Origin of the sequence: Marinobacterium stanieri (assembly GCF_900155945.1) — a bacterium.
Classification (GTDB): Bacteria; Pseudomonadota; Gammaproteobacteria; order Pseudomonadales; family Balneatricaceae; genus Marinobacterium; species Marinobacterium stanieri.
In genome coordinates, this window is the sequence record NZ_FTMN01000004.1 from 139,750 (window position 1) to 160,940 (window position 21,191).

General features: G+C 56.7%; 19 protein-coding genes, 1 other RNA gene and 1 pseudogene. 7 read left to right on the top strand and 14 right to left on the bottom strand.

Going from position 1 to position 21,191, the window contains the following annotated elements; genetic code table 11:
- Positions 1-13: 13 nt before the first annotated feature.
- On the bottom strand, positions 14-1,810 hold the full coding sequence (gene oadA / locus BW956_RS10595; RefSeq protein WP_076462733.1) for a sodium-extruding oxaloacetate decarboxylase subunit alpha: 1,797 nt from the start codon (positions 1,808-1,810) through the stop codon (positions 14-16).
- Positions 1,811-1,834: 24 nt separating this feature from the next.
- Positions 1,835-3,250: an acetyl-CoA carboxylase biotin carboxylase subunit gene (locus BW956_RS10600; protein ID WP_076462734.1), complete on the bottom strand. Its 1,416-nt coding sequence runs from the start codon at positions 3,248-3,250 to the stop codon at positions 1,835-1,837.
- A 142-nt stretch (positions 3,251-3,392) separates the two neighbouring features.
- On the opposite strand from BW956_RS10600, the gene BW956_RS10605 reads away from it, so the two are divergent.
- The gene (locus BW956_RS10605; protein WP_076462735.1) at positions 3,393-4,343 is read left to right on the top strand and encodes a LysR family transcriptional regulator; all 951 of its coding nucleotides are present in this window, start codon (positions 3,393-3,395) and stop codon (positions 4,341-4,343) included.
- A 37-nt stretch (positions 4,344-4,380) separates the two neighbouring features.
- Here the strand turns inward: BW956_RS10605 and BW956_RS10610 are convergent, their stop codons facing one another.
- The 6 genes from BW956_RS10610 to dnaX are packed head-to-tail and all read right to left on the bottom strand — an operon-like array spanning position 4,381 to position 9,188.
- Complete coding sequence (locus BW956_RS10610) at positions 4,381-4,824, bottom strand: YcgN family cysteine cluster protein (protein ID WP_076462736.1); 444 nt, start codon at positions 4,822-4,824, stop codon at positions 4,381-4,383.
- A gap of 2 nt (positions 4,825-4,826) precedes the next feature.
- Positions 4,827-5,117 (bottom strand): YcgL domain-containing protein, encoded by a 291-nt coding sequence (locus tag BW956_RS10615; RefSeq protein ID WP_076462737.1) that lies wholly within the window; start codon positions 5,115-5,117, stop codon positions 4,827-4,829.
- Positions 5,118-5,120: 3 nt separating this feature from the next.
- Positions 5,121-6,302, bottom strand: a complete 1,182-nt coding sequence (rnd, locus tag BW956_RS10620; RefSeq protein ID WP_076462738.1) for a ribonuclease D — start codon at positions 6,300-6,302, stop codon at positions 5,121-5,123.
- The gene (gene recR / locus BW956_RS10625) at positions 6,295-6,909 is read right to left on the bottom strand and encodes a recombination mediator RecR (RefSeq protein ID WP_010323375.1); all 615 of its coding nucleotides are present in this window, start codon (positions 6,907-6,909) and stop codon (positions 6,295-6,297) included. The genes rnd and recR overlap by 8 nt, the downstream gene beginning before the upstream one ends.
- Positions 6,910-6,911: 2 nt before the next feature.
- On the bottom strand, positions 6,912-7,238 hold the full coding sequence (locus BW956_RS10630; RefSeq protein WP_010323374.1) for a YbaB/EbfC family nucleoid-associated protein: 327 nt from the start codon (positions 7,236-7,238) through the stop codon (positions 6,912-6,914).
- A gap of 24 nt (positions 7,239-7,262) precedes the next feature.
- Entirely contained in the window at positions 7,263-9,188 is a 1,926-nt protein-coding gene (dnaX, locus tag BW956_RS10635; protein WP_076462739.1) for a DNA polymerase III subunit gamma/tau, read from the bottom strand.
- Positions 9,189-9,384: 196 nt separating this feature from the next.
- Here dnaX and BW956_RS10640 point away from each other — a divergent pair, with 196 nt between their 5' ends.
- Positions 9,385-9,876: an Lrp/AsnC ligand binding domain-containing protein gene (locus tag BW956_RS10640; protein WP_010323372.1), complete on the top strand. Its 492-nt coding sequence runs from the start codon at positions 9,385-9,387 to the stop codon at positions 9,874-9,876.
- Between the two features lie 225 nt (positions 9,877-10,101).
- Positions 10,102-11,451 (top strand): annotated as a pseudogene (locus tag BW956_RS10645) (alanine/glycine:cation symporter family protein).
- A gap of 79 nt (positions 11,452-11,530) precedes the next feature.
- Here BW956_RS10645 and BW956_RS10650 read toward each other — a convergent pair.
- The gene (locus tag BW956_RS10650; RefSeq protein ID WP_175611999.1) at positions 11,531-12,331 is read right to left on the bottom strand and encodes a M48 family metallopeptidase; all 801 of its coding nucleotides are present in this window, start codon (positions 12,329-12,331) and stop codon (positions 11,531-11,533) included.
- 255 nt (positions 12,332-12,586) lie between these two features.
- Between BW956_RS10650 and BW956_RS10655 the strand changes: the two genes are divergently transcribed.
- Together BW956_RS10655 and BW956_RS10660 are read left to right on the top strand one after the other, a co-directional pair.
- Positions 12,587-14,029, top strand: a complete 1,443-nt coding sequence (locus tag BW956_RS10655; protein WP_083703034.1) for a YcjX family GTP-binding protein — start codon at positions 12,587-12,589, stop codon at positions 14,027-14,029.
- Positions 14,026-15,051: a TIGR01620 family protein gene (locus tag BW956_RS10660; RefSeq protein ID WP_076462740.1), complete on the top strand. Its 1,026-nt coding sequence runs from the start codon at positions 14,026-14,028 to the stop codon at positions 15,049-15,051. Before BW956_RS10655 ends, BW956_RS10660 begins: the two co-directional genes overlap by 4 nt.
- A gap of 38 nt (positions 15,052-15,089) precedes the next feature.
- Here the strand turns inward: BW956_RS10660 and BW956_RS10665 are convergent, their stop codons facing one another.
- Positions 15,090-15,692, bottom strand: coding sequence for a cysteine hydrolase family protein (locus BW956_RS10665; protein ID WP_076462741.1), 603 nt, complete (start codon positions 15,690-15,692; stop codon positions 15,090-15,092).
- Positions 15,693-15,827: 135 nt separating this feature from the next.
- Between BW956_RS10665 and BW956_RS10670 the strand changes: the two genes are divergently transcribed.
- Positions 15,828-16,781 (top strand): GlxA family transcriptional regulator, encoded by a 954-nt coding sequence (locus tag BW956_RS10670; protein WP_076462742.1) that lies wholly within the window; start codon positions 15,828-15,830, stop codon positions 16,779-16,781.
- Positions 16,782-16,834: 53 nt separating this feature from the next.
- On the opposite strand, the gene BW956_RS10675 is transcribed toward BW956_RS10670, so the two are convergent.
- From BW956_RS10675 to BW956_RS10690, 4 genes are all read right to left on the bottom strand, one after another.
- On the bottom strand, positions 16,835-17,719 hold the full coding sequence (locus tag BW956_RS10675) for a leishmanolysin-related zinc metalloendopeptidase (protein WP_076462743.1): 885 nt from the start codon (positions 17,717-17,719) through the stop codon (positions 16,835-16,837).
- 137 nt (positions 17,720-17,856) lie between these two features.
- Positions 17,857-19,467, bottom strand: coding sequence for a GMC family oxidoreductase (locus BW956_RS10680; RefSeq protein WP_139327174.1), 1,611 nt, complete (start codon positions 19,465-19,467; stop codon positions 17,857-17,859).
- Positions 19,468-19,740: 273 nt separating this feature from the next.
- Positions 19,741-19,837, bottom strand: an RNA gene (ffs, locus tag BW956_RS10685) — signal recognition particle sRNA small type.
- An 84-nt stretch (positions 19,838-19,921) separates the two neighbouring features.
- Entirely contained in the window at positions 19,922-20,533 is a 612-nt protein-coding gene (locus BW956_RS10690; protein ID WP_076462745.1) for a LysE family translocator, read from the bottom strand.
- Between the two features lie 102 nt (positions 20,534-20,635).
- Between BW956_RS10690 and BW956_RS10695 the strand changes: the two genes are divergently transcribed.
- Entirely contained in the window at positions 20,636-21,178 is a 543-nt protein-coding gene (locus tag BW956_RS10695; RefSeq protein WP_076462746.1) for a DUF2058 domain-containing protein, read from the top strand.
- Positions 21,179-21,191 lie beyond the last annotated feature (13 nt).

Here is a 21,191-nt window from a genome sequence, read left to right on the forward strand (position 1 = left end):
CAGCACACTCCAGTTAATCAGAGATCTCAATCAGCACTTCACCCGGCGTCACACGATCGCCTTTCGCGACATATACCGCAGTTACCCGACCACCCACAGGGGCTTGTACCTCGGTTTCCATTTTCATCGCCTCGGTAATCATCACGGGCTGCCCCGCTTTCACCTGATCACCTTCAGCAACAAGCACTTCCACGATATTGCCGGGCATGCTGGTGGTAACATGACCCGGTGCGCTCGCCTGACGGCGACCACTGGCACCGGCCTCCACATAGGCATTCAGCGGTTCAAACAGGACCTCTTCCGGCATGCCGTCCAGCGTCAGGTAGACATGACGCTTACCCGCATCCTGTCCACCTACACCGGTTATGGCGACCTGATAGGTTTCTCCGTGGACATCGATTTTGAACTCGGTGGCAACGCCTTCATCCGTCTGACGGCCTGCCGACTCAATCGGCAGCAGCGGCTCGGGCGACAGGGTTCCGTCAGCACGCTCCTGCAGGAATTGGCGCCCCACATCCTGGAACATGGCATAGGTCAGCACATCTTCATCACTGGTCGCCAGCTCGCCAATATCCTTGCGCAGACGCGCCATCTCGGGAGAAAGCAGATCAGCTGGACGCCCTTCAATAACAGCCTCATGACCGATTGCCTGCGTCCGCAGTGCCTCGTTGATTTCTGCCGGCGGATGGCCATATCCGCCCTGCAAATAACGCTTCACCTCGTTAGTGATCGACTTGTAACGCTCACCGGTCAACACATTCAACACCGCCTGAGTACCCACAATTTGTGAGGTAGGTGTCACCAGCGGAGGGTAACCCAAATCCTTGCGAACACGAGGAATTTCGGCAAACACCTCCCGAATACGACTCAGCGCATTCTGCTCCTTGAGCTGGTTCGCCAGGTTGGACATCATGCCACCCGGCACCTGATTGATCTGAACCGACACATCCTCGCGCGTGAACTCGGACTCGAACTGGTGATACTTCTTGCGCACTTCACGGAAGTAGTCAGAGATCTCGTTGAGCAGCTCCAGATCCAGCTCAGTGTCCCACTCGGTACCCTTCAGTGCTGCCACCTGAGACTCGGTTGCGGGGTGGCTGGTGCCCCAGGCAAAAGCGGAAATAGCGGTATCAATATGCTCGGCACCCGCTTCGATAGCCTTGAGCTGACACTGGGCAGCAAGCCCCGCAGTAGCGTGTGTATGGATAAACACCGGCAGCACCACCGCTTCCTTGATCGCCTTGACCAGATCATAGGTGGCATAAGGTGTAAGCAGACCCGCCATATCCTTGATCGCAATAGAGTCAGCGCCCATGCGGTGCAGCGCTCGCGCCTGCTCGACGAAGGTTTCCACGGTATGTACCGGGCTGGTGGTATAGCAGATGGTACCCTGGGCATGCTTGCCTGCATTCTTCACTGCCCTGATTGCGGTCTCAAGGTTGCGCAGGTCATTCAAGGCATCAAAGCAGCGGAACACATCGATGCCGTTCTCGGCCGCCTTGGCCACAAAGGCCTCCACCACATCATCCGCGTAATGGCGGTAGCCCAGCAGGTTCTGACCGCGCAGCAGCATCTGCAGACGCGTATTGGGCAGGGCCTTTTTCAGCGCACGCAGACGCTCCCAGGGATCTTCCTTAAGGAAGCGTACACAGGCATCAAAGGTGGCGCCGCCCCAGCACTCGAGTGACCAGAAACCAACCTGGTCCAGCTTGTCACAGATCGGCAGCATGTCTTCTGTGCGCATGCGCGTAGCGATCAGCGACTGGTGGGCATCACGCAAAATGACATCGGTAACTTGAATCTTGCTCATCAAATTTCTCCTCGTTGCCGCCGATCAAAGGCCGGCATAAGCTGCAATCGCGGTCGCAATCGCCAGCGCGACTTCACTGGGATCCCTTTTCTCCGAATAGTTCAACAGCTCGGGGTGGCTGGGCACGAAGCTGGTGTTGAACTGGCCACTGCGGAAATCAGGATTCTGCAGAATTTCCTGGTAGTAGGCGGCGGTGGTCTTCACACCCTGAAGACGCATATCTGACAGAGCACGGGCGCCACGATCCAGAGCGTCTTCCCAGTTCAGCGCCCAGACCACCAGCTTCAGGCACATGGAATCGAAATAGGGCGGAATGGTGTACCCGGTATAGATTGCGGTATCCGTCCTCACACCCGGGCCACCCGGCGCGTAATAACGGGTAATACGACCAAAGCTGGGCAGGAAATTGTTTTTGGGATCTTCCGCATTGATACGAAACTGCAAGGCATAACCGCGGTAGCTGATATCTTCCTGGCGATAGCTTAGCGGCAGACCTGAAGCGATACGGATCTGCTCACGGACAATATCCACCCCGGTGATCTGCTCGGTAATGGTGTGCTCGACCTGAACCCGGGTATTCATCTCCATGAAGTAGACCTCATGCCCGGTCACCAGAAATTCCACCGTACCGGCATTTTCATAGCCCACCGCCTTGGCCGCACGCACCGCCAGTTCACCGACATAGTTGCGCTGCTCCGGGGTCAACTGGGGGCTGGGGGCAATCTCGATCAATTTCTGATTTCGGCGCTGGATGGAGCAATCCCGCTCATAGAGATGAATCGCTTCGCCCCGGGAGTCAGCCAACACCTGCACTTCGATATGCCTGGGGTCGACGATGCACTTCTCCAGAAACACTTCAGCAGAACCGAACGCCTTGGTGGCTTCGGAAATTACACGCGGGTACTGGGCACGCAGCTCATCGGCCGAGTCACAGCGGCGAATACCGCGGCCACCACCACCTGAGGTTGCCTTTAGCATCACCGGGTAACCGATCTCGCCTGCCACTTTCAGCGCCTCATCCAGGTCTGACAAATTGCCGTCAGACCCTGGCGTCACCGGTACGCCCGCGGCAATCATGCTGGCACGCGCCTGGGTTTTGTCCCCCATCCCGGCGATGACGTCAGCCTTGGGGCCAATGAAGGTAATGCCACGCTCGGCACATATACTGGCGAACTCACTGTTCTCTGACAGAAAGCCATAGCCCGGATGAATGGCATCACACCCTGCCTGCACAGCCAGGTTGACCAGACGGCGCGGGTCCAGATAGCCGGACAGCGGGTCCTCACCCAATGAGTAGGCCTCATCGGCACGCTTCACATGCAATGCATGGCGATCAGGTTCGGTATACACCGCCACCGAGCGGATATTCATTTCCGCACAGGCCCGCACAATGCGGACGGCGATCTCGCCACGGTTGGCTATCAGAATTTTTTTGAGCATGGATCGTCTCCCTGCTGAATGCTTCAATGCATCCGAAGTTAGTACAGGGAAAACAAAAGAAAAAATTGATATTTTTTCTATAGAGCATAACCTATTACTTATAGATAACGCTTTTCACATCAAAATTAGACACTTATCACCTATGCCTTACTCACTTTCGCGTCTGCTGCCACGCCTTTCCTTTCGCCAGTTACAGGTGTTCAGAAGTGTCTATCAGCACCTGAGCTATAGCCGTGCCGCCGAACAACTGGGCCTGACCCAGCCTGCCGTGAGCTCCCAGATTCGTCAGCTGGAACAGGCGCTGGGGCAACCGGTATTTGAATATGTCGGCAAGCAGCTCTACATCACCGCTGCCGGTGAACGACTGGAAGGAGTAACACGCACGATCTTCGCCGATCTTGAACGGTTACAGATGGAACTGGCCGAGATGGAGGGTCAGGTACGCGGAGAGTTGCGTCTGGCAGCGGTCAGCACTGCCCAGTATGTAGTGCCCTATTTGCTCAAGGGTTTCCTGCAGCAATATCCCCATATTGATGTGCGCCTGGAGATCGTTAACCGCGCCCGCGCAACGCAACGCCTGACCGAAAACCGGGATGATCTGGTCATCATGGGGATGCCACCCGAGTCCGGCGCCCTGCACAGTATTCCGTTTCTGGATAACCTGCTGGTGCCGGTGGTGCGGACCGATACTCCTCTGCTCAACCTGGACTCGGTTGAGCCGCAAACCTTTCTCGATGCCAACCTGCTGATTCGTGAGCCCGGCTCCGGCACACGCAAGGCACTGGAGCAGCTGTGTCACCAGAAACGTTTGACGCTCAAGCCACACATGGAGCTGGGCTCGAATGCGGCGATTAAACACGGGGTACTGGCGGGACTGGGGGTTGCGGTGCTGCCCAGGCTCAGCATCCAGGCGGAGCTGAAGCTGGGCCAGCTGGCCTGTCTTGATATTGAGGGCTTTCCGTTGCGCCGATCCTGGTGCACGGTACACCCGGCAGCCAAGCACCCGACACCGGTTATGCGGGCCTTTCTGGAGTATGTACAGACCGCCATGTGCGGCCTGGAAGAGCAGGTCTACGGGGAGCCTCTAACCTAGAGAGAAGCACAGGCGTGACCAGCGCCTGCAGCATGGATCAGTCTTCGTCGAAAACGAAGTCGATCAGCTGATCTTCACTGATCTCGTTGTCCATGACTTCATAAACGCTGAGTACCGAGGCGTTGGCCTCGATCACGGAGCTGCGCTTGCCGGTCAACAGCGGATGCCACTCGGGCAGGTCCTTGCCTTCGTGAATCAAACGGTAGCTGCAGGTCACCGGCAACCAGTCGAAGTTTTCCACATCCTCAGGCTGCAGGCGGATGCAGGTGGGCACCAGCTCACAGCGATTTTCATACTCGGTACACTGGCAGTTGTCAGTGTCCAGCAGATGACAGACCACCGTGGTGTAAAACACCTCCTGAGTGTCTTCATCTTCCACCTTGTGCAGGCAGCAAAGCGCGCAGCCATCACAGAGTGATTCCCACTCGGTTCGCGTCATTTCGCGCAGCGTTTTACGCCGCCAGAATACTTCCTGAGCCATGCTTAACGCACTCCGGTTTCAGGACGATTCCTGAACAGATCCAGCATGTACTCTTCCTTCTGTGGCGGCATCTGCAGGTAATAGCCCTTTTCTTCCACCTCATCAAGCAGCTTCTGGGTATCCTTGACCCGCGCCAGCTTTCGGTCCGCTTTCAGCGGCATATCCATGACATGCTCTGCCTGACCGAACATCTCCAACAGAGCTTCGGGCACCCGCTCCAGCTGCTCACGCTTGTCCACGTAGAGATACATTTCGTCTTTGCGGGAACTTCTGAAAACACTGATAATTTTCATCTTTCAACTCTTTTCAAACTGTTCAATCTGCTGCAACAGGTCATCACCGACCAGCGGCTTGCGCCAGCCGGAAAGGCTTGGCGGCAGATGGTAATGCCCCTGGTCATCGCAGGAGCGAATCAGCGCATCCAGATCACGCTTGCGTAGCAGAACTTCCGGCAGCACCTGGTGCTTTTCAGCCGCCTTGCGACCCGTAGCCCGCATCTGCTTGAGGCGCTTGTTCCAGACATAGTGCAAGGGACGGTCGATTTGCGCCGGCGGACGCTGACTGGCTGACTCGGGTGCCGCTTTGACCAGCGCCAGAATCTCTTCGCCATACTCACGTATGACGCGTCCGCGCTGCACAATCTTGTCCAGCTGATTGATGGTTTGCGGCAGACGCTCTGCCACTTCCAGCAATACCTGATTGCGCAGCAGTCGATTACGCGACAGATCCCGCTTGCGACAGGTTCGCTCACGCCAGGCCGAAAGATCACGCAAGGCAGCGCGGCGGACATCATCAAAATGCCAGGCCTGACTGAAGCGCTGGAAATAGGTTTCCGGATCGGCTTCATCCAGTTCGGCTACATTCTGGCCCACTTCGGCACAGGCCTCTTCCGCCCAGGACAAACGGCCCTTCTGCTCAAGCTCATGACGCTGCATCAGCGCCAATGTCGGCAGATACGCCACATCCAGGGCAGCATAGCGCTCCTGCTCGGGCGTGAGCGGGCGTTGCAGCCAGTCGGAAGTGGTCTCTTCCTTGTCCAGCTCAACGTCAAGAGCATGGGCAACCAGGCGACGCAGCCCCATGCTGAAGCCCCAGCCGGCAAACGCGGCACCAACCTGGGTGTCATACAGCGGACTGGGCAATACACCATAGCTGTGGCGGAAGAGTTCCATATCTTCACTGCCGGCGTGAACAACCTTGAGCACATCCGGATGGGAGAGCACCTGCGCCAGAGGCGCAAAATCATCCACTTCCAGCGGGTCCACCAGGTAGCAGGCTTCGTCGTCGGCGACCTGGATCAAACCGGGAATCGGATAGAAGGTTTCGGTGCGCATGAACTCCGTGTCCAATGCCAGTACCGGCTGTGTCAGCCAACGCTCGGCACAGGCCTTGAGCTGGGCATTGTCTCGGATATGCACTGGGCCGGATGCCGCCTGCTCCAGGCGTTTCCAGTCGTAGCGTTGCAACAGATCAGTCATCGCGCCCCCGACGCAAGGATCGACGACCGGCAAAGGCATGCGCCAGGGTACCACCGTCGACAAATTCGAGTTCTCCCCCCACCGGTACGCCATGGGCGATACGGGTGATGTTGACCGCACTTTCGTCCAGCTGCTCGGCAATGTAATGCGCCGTGGCTTCACCTTCCACCGTTGGGTTGGTGGCCAGGATCAGTTCGGTCACATCACCGGCTTCGACCAGTGCAAACAACCGGTCCAGCCCCAGTTCATCAGGGCCAACACCGTCGATTGGCGACAGGTGGCCCTTGAGCACGAAGTAGAGTCCGTTAAAGCCACCGGTCTGCTCCACTGCCATCAGGTCAACGGGCGATTCCAGCACACAGACCACGTGACGGTCCCGACTACTGTCTTCACAAATCCCGCAGACGGGCTGCTCGGACAGGTTACGACAGCGCTCACACTCACCAATATGCTCGACAGCCGCCTCCAGCGCACTGGCCAGATTGACAGCCCCCTGACGGTCACGCTCAAGCAGGTGCAAGGCCATGCGCTGGGCCGACTTCGGCCCCACGCCCGGCAGTACACGGAGGCTGGTAATCAGTTCCTGCAGTAGAGGACTCAAGCTCATGATTAGAACGGCATCTTGAAGCCCGGCGGCATACCCATGCCACTGGTGATTTTGGACATTTTTTCCTGAGTATTCTGTTCAACCTTGCGCACGGCATCGTTAACCGCAGCCGCAATCAGGTCTTCCAGGATCTCTTTCTCTTCTTCCATCAGGCTGGCATCAATTTCCACAGCCTTGACGTCATGACGGCCATTCATGGTGATTTTCACCAGACCGGCACCGGATTCACCCTCGACTTCAGCGCGCTGAACTTCTTCCTGCGCCTTCTGCATGTCTTCCTGCATTTTCTGGGCCTGCTTCATCAGGTTCCCCATGCCACCTTTCATCATGGTGATAATCTCCAACTAGATAGATTAATCAATCGGTCGAACCGACTCATATTCAATACGCGCGCCAAACTGCTGCGCCAATTCTTTAACCTTGTCATCGTTCTCAATGGAGCGAACCGCCTCGGCCTGGCGCGCAATACGTCGACGCTGCGCCAGCTGTGCCGGAGTTTCTTTGCTCTGCTCACCCTGCTGAAACTCAATACTGGGCTGCTCTCCCAGACATTGGACAATGGCAGCGCTGATCCGCTCCCGACGCTCGCTACTGAGCATCGCTTCCTGTTCCCGAGTGTAATGAAAGCAGAGGCGCTCGGGTGTATCCACTTCCAGCGACAGGTTACGGGCGATACTCTCGACCATGCCGCTTAAACCAAGTTTCGGCAAAATGGCTGCCCAGCGATCACCGGTCAGATCTTCATCCGATTCGGGCAGAGAAACCGGCCGGGACAACGTCGCCGGTGCGGGAGCTGATGGCTTGGCAGCAGCATCCGCGGTAACAGGTGCCGAAACCGACTCGGGTGCACCAGTCGCTGTCCGGGTGTTGCCCGCCACCGGCTGCACATTGGAAACGCCAGCCGGGTCAGGCTTTTTTGCCGTGCCCTCATCCAGGTCCGGCGGCAGATCCTCCCAGGGCGGTGGCTCATCCATCGGTGGCGGCGAAGGCTGCGAGGGAGCGGGTGCCGGCTGTACGGGTGCCGCCGGCTGAGGAGGTGCCGTACGCGGCTCAGGTGCTGGCGGCGGTGCCACAGGTGACGGTGTCGTCGGTGCGGCAGGCTGTGGCTGTGCTGCAGGGGCAGCAGGAGGTGCCGCAGGAGACGGGCTTGCCGTCGTCTCTGCAGCCGCTGGCTCATTGGCCAATGGCGCTGAGTCTGCCGGGCGGAATGCCAGCATGCGCAGTAGCGCCATTTCCAGGCCTTCACGCGGCTCGGGCACCATGGGCAGGTCTTTGCGCCCCATCAGGGCAACCTGATAATACAGCTGGACTTCTTCCGGCCGCATCTGTTGCGCCAGCGCCATCACCTGATCGCGATCACCCAGGCTGTTATCGACCGCTGCCGGGTGCACCTGCGCCAAGGCCACACGGTGCAACAGGCTGAGAATGTCACCGAGCACGCTGTGATAATCCGGTGCAAATTCGGACAGAGACTGAACCGCTGCCAATACCTGCGCCGGGTCACGAGCAGCCAACTGCTGCATGATCGTGTAGACCAGGTGCTGATCAATGGTACCCAGCATGGAGCGCACTTCCGCTTCGCGCACGGCACCGGCACCAAATGCAATGGCCTGGTCAGTGAGGCTGAGCGCATCGCGCATGGAGCCGTCAGCAGCGCGAGCCAGCAACCAGAGTGCCGCGTCTTCGGCCTCAACCTGCTCCTCACCCAGCACAAAGCTCAGGTGGCGCTGGATGCGCTCGGCGGTCATGTTCTTCAGGTTGAACTGCAGACAGCGCGACAGCACGGTCATGGGCAGTTTTTGCGGGTCTGTGGTAGCCAGCAGGAATTTAACGTGGGGAGGCGGCTCTTCCAGCGTCTTCAACAGGGCGTTGAAAGAGCTGGTCGACAGCATGTGCACCTCGTCTATGAGGTATACCTTGAAACGACCGTGGGTGGGCGCGTACTGCACGTTTTCCAGCAGCTCGCGGGTGTCTTCCACCTTGGTTCTGGACGCCGCGTCCACCTCGATCAGGTCAACAAAACGACCTTCCGCGATTTCCACACAGGCGCTGCACTGGCCACAGGGTTCGGAGGAGACGCCCTGCTCACAGTTGAGTGATTTGGCAAACAGACGTGCGATAGAGGTCTTGCCCACCCCGCGCGTACCGGTGAAGAGATAGGCATGATGCAAGCGGTCATCGTCCAGTGCATTCACCAGCGCCTTGAGCACGTGCTCCTGCCCGACCATTTCAGAGAAGCGTTTTGGCCGCCATTTGCGGGCCAGAACCTGATAGCTCATGCTGCCTCGTTCAACTGTACCGATAGGTTTTGCCGAAATTATTTGCCGACATTTTGCCGATAAATCCGGTCGCAGATAGTAACATGCTTTGCCCGACGGTGCCCCTGTGTCCGTTGGCCAAAGGCAATCCAACTTTGCTTTATCGGGCAAAAGGATTAAAACTTGTTGCAGGTACAGTAGAAAGGCAGGCTTTTCCGTGGCCAAATCACCCAGACAACGTAAGCTCGATCGTATTGATCGCAATATTCTGACCATCCTGCAGCAGGAAGGGCGTATTTCCTACACCGACCTGGCCGAGCGTGTCGGGTTGTCCACAACGCCCTGCATGGAAAGGGTCAAGCGCCTGGAGCGTGATGGCGTCATTACCGGCTATCGCGCTACCGTGGATCCTGAAATGCTCGATTACCATATGCTGGTATTCGTCGAGATTGCACTGTCCTATCAGTCGCCCGATGCGTTCGAGCGCTTCAACCGTGCGGTCAGTACCCTCCCCTATATCCTTGAGTGCCACCTTGTCTCCGGCGATGCCGATTATCTGCTCAAGGCGCGCCTCCACGATATGTCCCAGTACCGTGAACTGCTGGGCGACATGCTGCTGACGCTTCCTGGCGTCAAAAACTCCAAGTCCTATATTGTGATGGAAGAGGTTAAAGAGCGGCACATGCTGCCGGTCGAAATGGACTACTGATCCGCTCCATCAGGCCCCTACTCCCTGTCCTGTTGCTTATTCCCTGTGCTCAAGATCAGCTCAGCGTGATTTTGGCTTGCGCCGGGTCGCAATCAGTGATTCCCTTTGCAGGCCTTTTAGAGGGATGCCGACGGGACAGGACTCCATAAGAGCCTTGCCCCGTCGTAATAAGAAGAACGTTCCATGAGGGGAGATCCCCCTGGTCACTGACGGAGACATACTAAAATGGAAGCCTTAGAGTCCATTATTTCCGCGATTAACGGGGTCGTGTGGGGCCCTTTGATGCTGGTGCTGATTCTCGGCGTTGGCCTGTTCCTTTCCATCGGGCTGAAACTCCTGCCCATCCTCAAGCTCGGCACGGGCTTCAAACTGATGTGGGGCGGGCGCACCACGGAAACGGGTGACGAGAAAGAAGGTGAAATTCCGCCTTTCCAGGCTCTGATGACCGCCATGTCCGCAACGGTAGGTACCGGTAATATTGCCGGCGTTGCTACCGCCATTTTCCTGGGCGGTCCTGGCGCACTGTTCTGGATGTGGATTACGGCCCTGATCGGCATGGCCACCAAATACTCGGAAGCGGTGCTGGCGGTGCGTTACCGTGAGACTGACGAAAACGGTCAGCACGTCGGCGGTCCCATGTACTACATCAAGAATGGCCTGGGCAAGAAATGGACCTGGCTGGGCGTACTCTTTGCCATCTTCGGTGCCTGCGCCGGCTTTGGTATCGGCAACACCGTCCAGTCCAACTCCGTAGCAGACGTGCTGCACGCCAACTTCAGCGTCCCCACCTGGGTCAGCGGTGTCGTTATGGCAGTTCTGGTCGGTGCGGTACTGATTGGCGGTATCAAACGTATCGGTCACGTGGCTGGCGCGCTGGTACCGCTGATGGCGATTTCCTACCTGATTGCAGGCCTGGTGGTGTTGGCGATCAACTCTCACCTGCTGCCGCAGGCGCTTGACCTGATCATCACCCACGCATTTTCACCCATCGCTGCTCAGGGCGGTTTCGCCGGTGCTGCTGTTTGGGCGGCCCTGCGCTTTGGTGTGGCACGTGGCGTGTTCTCCAACGAAGCGGGTCTGGGTTCAGCCCCGATCGCACACGCAGCTGCGCAGACACACAGCCCGGTTCGCCAGGGTCTGGTCGCCATGCTGGGTACCTTCCTGGATACGCTGGTGATCTGCACCATTACCGGCCTGGTCATTGTCAGCTCCGGTGCCTGGACCGGCGGTGAGTCCGGCGCAGCCCTGACCAGTCAGGCTTTTGCCACTGCACTGCCGTCGTTCGGTAACTACCTGGTCGCAATCTCTCTGGCTGTATTCGCCTTCACCACCATCATTGGCTGATCCTTCTATGGCGAGCGCTGCATCGAGTTCCTGTTCGGCCTCAAGGCAGTAACGCCTTACCGTATCGCCTGGATCATTGCGATTCCGCTGGGCGCCACGCTGAGCCTGGACTTCGTATGGCTGGTGGCTGATACCCTCAATGCCATGATGGCGATACCCAACCTGATCGCACTGGCCCTGTTGAGCCCGGTGGTGTTCAAGCTGACACGCGAGTACTTCGAGAAACACTGATAGAGCCTGCGCTCCTCAGTACCAAAAAGCCCCGGCAGATCACTCTGCCGGGGCTTTTTTATGGTACCTGTCCCCTGGCTTAAGCAGCCTGAGCAGCCACCGGCTGCACGGTACGACTATCGTAGAAAGCCTCAATCGCCAGAATGCGCTTGGTCATACGCGGATGGGAAGACAGAATCTCCTGCAGAAAACCGAAACCGGACGGAATCTTCTGTTCCTGTCGTTTGAACGCTTCCACACTGGTATGCGGTGTCAGCACCTGGCTGCCTGACGCCAGCGTGATCATGGCGGTGACTGCCGCTTCACGATTAGCCGGAATGCAAGCAGCCGCAACCCGGTCGGCCGTCAGCTCACAGGCACGGCTATAGGCGGACCCCAGGAAAGGAACGAACATGGCCGGCTTCATCAGCAGATCAATCCAGAAGTTCACATGCCCGGCGGCGTGATGTGCCAATTCGTGGGCAACAATCATGCGGACACGGTCATGGTTTTTTTCTTCCCACAGCAGGTCTACCAGACTGGAAAACAACAGCACATAGCTGGTAGACAGGAACTTGATTGCGAGGGCGTTGGTCATACCACCCGAGTTCACAACGAAGGTTTCAGGCACGCGGCTCATGCCTAGCTGCTGGCCAACAGCCTTAACCATGGCGTTCAGACCTGCATACTGTTGCTCATCAACCAGTACAGAGTTACCAAATAGGGCCGCTCTGAAAAAACGCCCCGCAAGCCACAACGCCAGCGCCAATGGCAACAACACAACCAGAATCGAGAACATGGTGCCCAACAGCAAACTGGCCCAAATCAGGCCGCCTATCACCATGCAGATCAAACGATAGAGCTTTTCTTTCGGATGACGCAGTTCATTTACGGAAATCATCACTATTCCTTTATCAGATGGGTAAACGAAGCAGCAGAGGAGACAGGACCCCACAGCGACAGGCACGCAGGGGTTTACAGGCAATAGATGCCCGCCGGTATGGAAGTCCTTTTCCATTGCAGGCGCGACTATATACAGCTTTGGCAATAAGTGGAATATGACCTTCACACTATCGATTAAAATCCCGACGGCCTGATTTCAGCTCCATTTCAGCAAAATCCTGTCACACTGTAGGGAAGCCTCAAGGAGTAATGGATGAACCTGACCAAACGACTGCAGACACTGGCACACAAAAGCGGGCTGAAAGAACTTCCCGAGCAGGTTCGCTCCCGCGTCGAACGCGGCCTGGAACAGAGGATCAAGCTGGCCATTACGGGCCTGAGCCGCAGCGGTAAAACCGTTTTCATCAGCACTCTGGCCCATCATCTGCTCCATGCGGACCAGGGTACATCCCTGCCGTTTTTCACGCCCTCGGCGGAAGGACGCATCCTCAGCGTACGCGACCTGAGCACCGAAGCAGAGACACCTTTCCCACTGCAATCAACACTGGCAGGGCTCCAGGCTACGCCACCCCACTGGCCCGTTTCCACCGAACAGCTTTCAGAGGTGCGGCTGGCGGTCAAATATCGCCGCCCACCGGGGCTTGGCCGCGCATTGGGTGAACACTCCACACTGTATATCGATCTGATCGACTACCCGGGTGAATGGCTGCTGGACCTTCCGCTTCTCAATTTAAGCTTTGAGCAGTGGTGTCAGCAGCAACAAACACTGTTTGCAGATGCCCCTCGCGTACAGGTGGCCGAGGAATTTCTGGAGCTACAGCGCTCGATCGACTGGATAACCCCAAGCAGTGATGAGGAGCAGGCTCGGCTTAGTCGGCTGTTTCGCGACCTGCTGCAACAGTTGCGAGAACCGCCCCACAGCCTCAGCCTGATGCAGCCTGGGCGCCTGCTGATGCCGGGCGACCTGGATGGAAGCCCTCTGCTGTATCTGTTCCCGATGCTTGTGCCTTTGCCTGAGAATGCTGAACAAGCGGCTCCGGACAGTCTCTACGCTCGCCTCAAGGATGCCTTTGAGCGCTACAAGGACGAGGTTATTCGCCCCTTTTACGAGAACCACTTCCGTCACTTTGATCGACAGATCGTACTCGTCGACTGCCTGAAAACCCTGAATCAGGGCGAGGCCTGCTTCAACGATATGCAACAGGCCCTGAACGGGCTGCTGCACAGCTTCCAATACGGTCGTAACAGCCTGCTGAGGCGCCTGTTCCGCCCGCGTATCAATCGTGTGCTTTTTGCCGCAACCAAGGCGGACCACGTGACGGCCAACCAGCACCACAACCTGGACAGGTTTCTGGAACTGATGATTCAGGATGCCCGACGCGAGATGCGCTTTGACGGTGTATCCACCAGTTGCATGGCGCTGGCATCCGTTCGTTCTACCGAGGCAGTGCAGGCAAAGCTGGATGGCCAGGTACTGTCCTGTCTGCGCGGCTACCGTAAAGAAAGTGACGAAGAAGTCGCCCTGTTTCCAGGCGAAATCCCGACGGAGCTGCCAAGGCCCGAGGACTGGAATGATGCACGTTTTCGCTTTATCGACTTTGCTCCCCGCGCCTTACCTCGGACAGGGCTGAAACCGGAGCACCATATTCGACTGGACCAGGCACTGGAGTATCTGACAGGAGATTTGTTGAAATGAAGCCCACTGAACAGGAGTGGACGGCCCCACGCTTTATTACACCGGAGCAATTGGATCAGCCAACATCAGCCGACGAACCCTATACCCCGCCACAGGAGTTTGCGCCTGAAGAAACGGAGCCAGAGCCCCTCGCGGAACCGCTGGTTTCGGCCCCTGCTCGTCCGCCCAGGCGGCGCTGGGGCCGTAAGCTGCTTGGTGTCAGTCTGGCACTGCTCCTGGCCACCGTCGTGGGTAGTGAACTCTACCGTTTACTGGAGTGGAGTTTTGCCCTTCACCCCTTGGCAGGCGGCCTGGTATCCGCACTCTTGGCTATTGCAGGTGGCGGCCTGGCACTACAAATCAGACGCAGCTTCAAGGGGCTGAAACAACTCAAGGCCAGTGCTGATCTGAAGCAGGAAGCGGAGCAACTGGCCACCAGTACCGGTCAGGGACAAGCAGCCCGTTTCCTCAGCCGGTTACAGCAGCATTACCGCACCCACCCGGACGCTGAACAGATTTTGCAACAAACCCACGAGGTGGATTCCAGTTACAGCGATGCCGAAGTGGTGCACTTCCTGTCCAGACACGCACTGGGCAAGCAGGACGCCCAGGCCAGGCGCTGCATTCAGCGCCACAGCGTCGAAGCCGGTATGCTGGTTGCGGTAAGCCCCTGGGCCAGTTTCGATATGCTGCTGGCCGGTTGGCGCAACCTGCGCATGCTCAACGAGATCATGTCGATATATGGCATTGCCCCCGGCGCCAGCGCACAAATCAAACTGGTTCGCAGTGTCCTGCACAATATCGCCTTTGCCGGTTTGAGCGATCTGGCCATGGATGCAGGCTCAACCCTGCTGGGCACCAGCCTGACCTCCGGGCTTTCCGCCCGAGCCGGCCAAGGCCTTGGGGCTGGGCTGTTTACCGCCCGTACCGGCTTGATGGCAATGGAGCTGTGCCGCCCGCTGCCTGCTGCAGGCAAGAAACAGACACTCATGAAGCAGATCTCCGGGGACCTGCTCAAGAACCTGGGTAAATCAGGTTCTTGAATTTAACAAGGTCGAATGACAACAGCTTCGGCCTCTGATCAGTCCGGCACATCCGCCACCGATGCAACAACCGCTGACGGCAGATCACAGAGCGCGGCCAGGGCCGCGTCGTGTACCTGAGCGGCCGCGATAGGCTCTCCCGTTACCGGTGAAGGCAAAGACCGGGTTGCGGTGCAGGACGCCACCACAGTTGGCGTGTAGCCAAGAGAGAAAGCCCCGCGCGCAGTGGCATTCACGCACATGTGGCTCATGAAGCCGGTCAGAATCAGGTCCGTGATACCCGCTTCTTTCAACATTTCATCCAGGTTGGTCTGTACAAAGGAGTTGGGGAAGTTCTTGACCACCACCGCCTCACCTTCAACCGGCGCAACCGGCTCAGCAATCTGGCCAATTGGCTCGCTCACATCATAGGGTGACCCCGGCCCTGCATCGTGTTGAATATGAATCACCGGGCGCCCGGCCGCCCGGAATCGCTGCAGCAGTTTCTGGCACTCCACCAGTGCGGGCTCAACGCCCTCCAGTTGCATGATGCCCTCACGGTAGGTGTTTTGGGCATCAATAATGATCAGCGCCGATGTGCTGATTGCAGTGGATTGATTGCCAAGTCCTACCAGTTCTCGCAACGTCGTTGGGTTACTCATGATTCCCTCGCTTTACTCTATGATCTGCCAGCCTGCCTGGAGCATGACAAGCAGAAATGGTTATGTCCTGAGGGCTATTATTGATCGAATGGGCGACCTATACTGATGTCAAAAAAGGCATAAAAGAAGTTAAAAATGACAGAATCCGCCATTCAGATTGGCATCGTGCACTACCCCGGCGCCATGCTCTCTGCCGTTCAGGGGCTGGCAGAACAGTTCCACCTTGCCAACAAGATCAGTGTCCAGAACAACATGGGCGACGTCTTCAAAATCAACTTCTGCGACAGCCAGCAACTGAACGAAGAGCAACTTCATGAAGTCTCACCACTGCATGTAGTGATTCTCCCGCCCTGCCTGGATGACGAGTATTACAGCGCTCCCCAGAGCCTACTGCTGCAATGGCTGCAACGGCATCATCAACAGGGTGCAATTATCTGCTCCATTTGTGCCGGTGCATTTGTACTGGCTCAAACCGGTCTGCTCGATGGACGCCAGGTCACCACTCACTGGGCACTGGCCGATGAATTTTCACGCCGCTTCCCTGCTGTTCAGGTGGATACCGACAAGCTGCTTATCAATGACGCGGATATCATTACCGCGGGGGGACTGATGAGCTGGGTCGACCTGGGGCTTGAGCTGGTGGCGCAATTCACCAATACACAGATCATGCGTCAGCTGGGCAAGTATCTTATTGTCGATACGGGTCATCGTGAGCAGCGGTACTACCAGAGCTTTAACCCGCCCCTGAACCATGGCGACAAGGCGATTCTGCAGATACAACACCACCTTCAGCGCCATTACAGTGAGCCCATCATGATCAAGGAACTGGCCAACCAGGCCCACCTGACAGAAAGAACCTTTCTCAGGCGGTTCGTGAGCGCCACCGGATTCAAGCCGGCTCAATATCTGCAACGGCTACGTATACACAAGGCCTGCGAACTGATCGAAACCAGCTGCCTGACTGTTGAAGGGGTTGCCATTGAGGTGGGCTATGAAGACCTGAGCGCCTTTCGCAAGACTTTCATCAAGATTATGGGCGAAACACCCAAGGAATTTAAAAAGCGGTTTGTGCGTAACCAGGCCAGCTGAACTGGCAGCCATCCCCCCTCCCAGACATTCCCTGGGAGGGGGTACAGATTTGCTCAACCAAGTAAAAAATCAGGGGTCACCGTATAATCGATTTGATAGCCCAGATCCTCCAGGGCACCGTAGCTCATCTCGGATAACTCATTCAGACTGTTTATGTAACCAGTCATAAGCTCATTAAAGTAGGTGTCTTCATCCCAATGTCCGCCAGCCGTACCTGAGCCACCCTCATCTTCAATGACCGCAACAGGTTCGTTGTATAAAAGACCTGAGTAGTAGTTGGCCTGGGCGCCGTTATAAACATAGCTAATCGTGTCATCAACCGGCTTCTTGGTTCCATTGTCGTCTACCTGAGTTGTCAGCAACCCTTGGTATTCCCATAGCGTTCCCAGTCCCAGGCTGTGGATCATTTCGTGTAGCACTATGTCGTTCCACAGCCCATAACCGTCAAATACCTCAGCATCAGCCACATCAAACTCCATGATGGCCGTGGCAGAGAGGTCGCTTTCGTTCCAAGCAGTTGTCGGCCCCGCCCTGCCTAAAACACCGCCAGGTCCATCGATATCAATGAGAGAGGCATCAATGGTGATGTCATCGTCCCCATCGGGAGCAATATCCGCCGTAATCAAGTCACTGAGGAAATCCGCAGCAGCAATAAAGTCTTCCTTCAAAGCATCGGTCCAAAGGTCACCATAAAAATCGAGGTGAATATTGAACTCTTCACTGTCATCCACACCGGGATCACCACTGATATAGACATCCGTCACCTCAGGGTTAGTGGTACCGGGGTCTATATTATTATCGGACGGCCTTCCTTTCTCTCCCCCCTTGGCATCCAGAAAAGAGTCAAACAGCCAGGTTTGATCATCAAGTTGCTGGCTCAAGCCTCCCCCCTGGTGGGAAAGGCCAAATTCAGAGTTGAGTAACTTTTTGGAGTTCATGTCAGCGCCTATACATCAAGTACAACAGCGATGGCCCGCTTAAGGTTACCTCCTGTAGCTATCAAGCATGACCGCCTGAAAACCAGTTTAGCGGAAAAATCGGAAACAGGTTGCGAGGCGCCGTGCGTCCTTCCTGCCTAACCCATTCGAGACCGAAGGATCATATCCGCCCCCTTTTCACCGATCATGATTGAAGGGGCATTAGTATTACCGCTGACAAGGAAAGGCATAATAGAGGCATCAATCACCCTCAGGCCGCTGACACCTTTAACTCTCAGGCTGGCATCCACCACCGCCATCGGATCAGAATCAGGCCCCATTTTGCAGGTGCCCACGGGGTGATATTCAGTATCGGCCTTATCACGGCAGTACTCTTTCAGCTGCTGGATGTTATTGCGATCAATCGGGTACAGCATCTTGCCCCGTACCGAATCAAAGGCCTCAGCCTCCATCACATCCAGCGCCAGCTGCAGGCCCTTGGCCAGGCGCTCCAGGTCATCTTCATTCCCGAAGAAATTGGGATCGATTAAAGGCTGTTCCAGAGGGTTGGCTGATGCGCAGTGAACACTGCCAATACTTTTGGGCCGTAATAGGGTGGCATGCACACAGTAGCCGTGGCCGAGGTGAAGTTTACGGCTGTGGTCATCGACAATACCCGGCAGGAACTCCAGCTCAATATCGGCACAAGGCTCAGCCGGATCCATCTGCACAAAGGCAACGGATTCGGCAAAGTTGCTGCTGATGACCCCGGTACGCTTGCGCTTCCATTCGAGCACCCCGGTCGTCATATCCCAGCCGCCCTGCACGGATATACCGAACGAGCCTGATTTCTGTGTGGCCCGATAAACGGGAACCGCGGTGATGTGGTCCTGCAGATTTTCCCCAACACCGGGCAGTTCATGCTGAACAGCTATCCCTAAGCGCTCAAGGTGGGCTTTGCTGCCGATACCGCTCAGCTCCAGAATCTGTGGCGAGCCGAAGGCACCCGCGCTGAGCACTACTTCATTACGCGCCTTAATCTCGACGGACTGGCCCTTTTGTAGAAAACGAACCCCCGTTGCGATCTTGCCCTGCAACAGAATGCGCTCAACATGAGCCTGGGTAATCACCCTCAGGTTGGGACGATTCAGGTTGGGTGTTATATACGCCTTGGCAGCACTGAAGCGCTCACCGTTTTTCTGCGTGACCTGATTCAAACGACAACCAATCTGGCTCTCACCATTGATATCCTGGTTGTACGGAATGCCATTTTGCTGGCACGCATCAAGAAACAGCTTGCTTAAAGGGCTTGGGCTTCTCAGCTCAGCCACATTCAAGGGCCCACCAACACCATGGTAGGGATCATCTCGGAAGGTTTCGTTATTTTCGGCCTTGATGAAATAGGGAAGCACGTCTTCGTAGCTCCACCCTTCATTGCCAAGCGCAGCCCAGTTGTCGTAATCCCACTTGTTGGCACGAATATACATCATCGCGTTGATAGAGCTGGAGCCACCCAGGGTTTTACCTCGTGGCTGGAACCCGACACGCTCGCTCATATTCTTCTGCGGCACCGTATCATAGTGCCAGCTGTTAATGCCGTTCGGCACCATAGCCGCCACACCCGCCGGAGCATGAATTAAAACACTCTTGTCCGCTTTACCCGCTTCCAACAGGCAAACACTGATATTGGGATCTTCACTTAAACGGCTGGCGACAACACACCCGGCACTGCCACCGCCAATGACAATATAATCAAACTCTGCAGTCATGATTTCCAAGGCCTTTTTTCTTTATAGTGCCTTGCGACGAGCTGAGGACTCTTGTCAATTTGCGACAGTCACTAGACAGAAAAACCAGACCAAAAGCTGACTACAACCGGACAATCAGACGAGTCCAGTGAAGCCGGTTTTGAAAGCTGCAGACACAAGCAGTGAGGACCTACCAACAGCGTGTAAATCGCGGAGGAATAAGCACAAGAACACAAACGGGAAATGAAACTGGAAACTGATAAACGGGAAGAGTAAGAGATATTGGGTGGCAGCACCTGCCAGCCACATCCCGGCACACGAATCCACCGCTGTGGCTGCTCCCTTCCGGGCCTGACCAGGTTCACGGTTTATCGTTGCGGGAGGACCAACAGGGCTACCATAACGGGCGGAACGCCCTGCCTCTCTCAAGACAGGGGCGCAGTATAAGCACCCTATTGGGTAAATGCAAACAGAATCAGGGGATTGCGACGCGTACAGCCAAACCGATCAACACCACACCGGTGAGCTGTTCGACGCGCTTGAGGTGGCGACGCAGCCAGGCCAATAGACGCGGCTGAGAAAACAGCACAGCGACCAGACTGTACCAGGCGCCATCCACAATGGTCGCGGTCAGGACCATCAGCACCTGATCCTGCCAGACCTGGTCCGCACTGACGAACTGAGAAAACAGCGCAGTAAAAAATACCGCCAGTTTGGGGTTCAGCAATGAAATCAGCAGTCCGGAGCGCGCTGCCGACAGCAGGGATTCATGCCCCGCCTTTTGCGCCTGAATGTCAGGTGTCGCCGCGTGGCGTAAGGCACCAATTCCCAGCCACACCAGATACGCCGCGCCAGCCCAGGTGATCAGCTGATATGCCAGCTCGTGCCGACTCACCAGCAGCGCCAGCCCCCAAACCGTCATGGCCGCCCATAGCCCGACCCCCAGTGCATGAGCACAGCCTGCTGCAATGCCGTGGCCACGGCTGTTACTGACTGTCTGACGCAATACTACAGCCAGGCTGGGTCCCGGGGACATGGCGCCCAGAACGCAGATCAGCAAGAGTGACAACCAGAGCATGAATGACATCGTTTTCTCCTTTTCCCCAGCGCCGCTGACGCTGCCAGATCCATGACAATATGCTATAGTCCGCGCCCTGCATCCAACCGTCAAGCAATGAGGTCGACGACCATGGCAGGCTCCCTGCAGGACCAGTTATTGAATGCCGGCCTGGCCTCCAAACAGCAGGCCAAACAGGCAAAACAGCAGAAGCGCAAAAAGGCCAAGCAGAAAAAGGCGGGCCAGGCTGTTGATGAACAGCAGCAACAACGCGAACAGCTGGAAGCCGCACGTAAGGAAAAAGCGGCGCGTGATCGTGAGCTGAACCTCAAGCGTCAGCAGGAACAGGCGGAAAAAGCCTCCCATGCAGAAGCCCTGCAGCTGATAGAGGCACATAAGGTTCAACTGCCGGACGAGAGCGACCTGCGCTATAACTTCGCCCACGGCACTACCATCCGCTACCTGTTTGTCGATGCACGTCAGCTGGAGCAGCTGGCACGAGGACAACTGCGTATCGCCTGTCACGAGGAAACCTATACCGTGATTCCGGCCGAGATCGCCGAGCGTGTAGAGCAACGCCAGCCGGATATTATTCTCCCCCGTCCCAAGGACGACACCCCGGAAGAAGACGATCCCTATGCGGATTATGTCATTCCGGACGATCTGATGTGGTAAGCCCTTGCCGGAG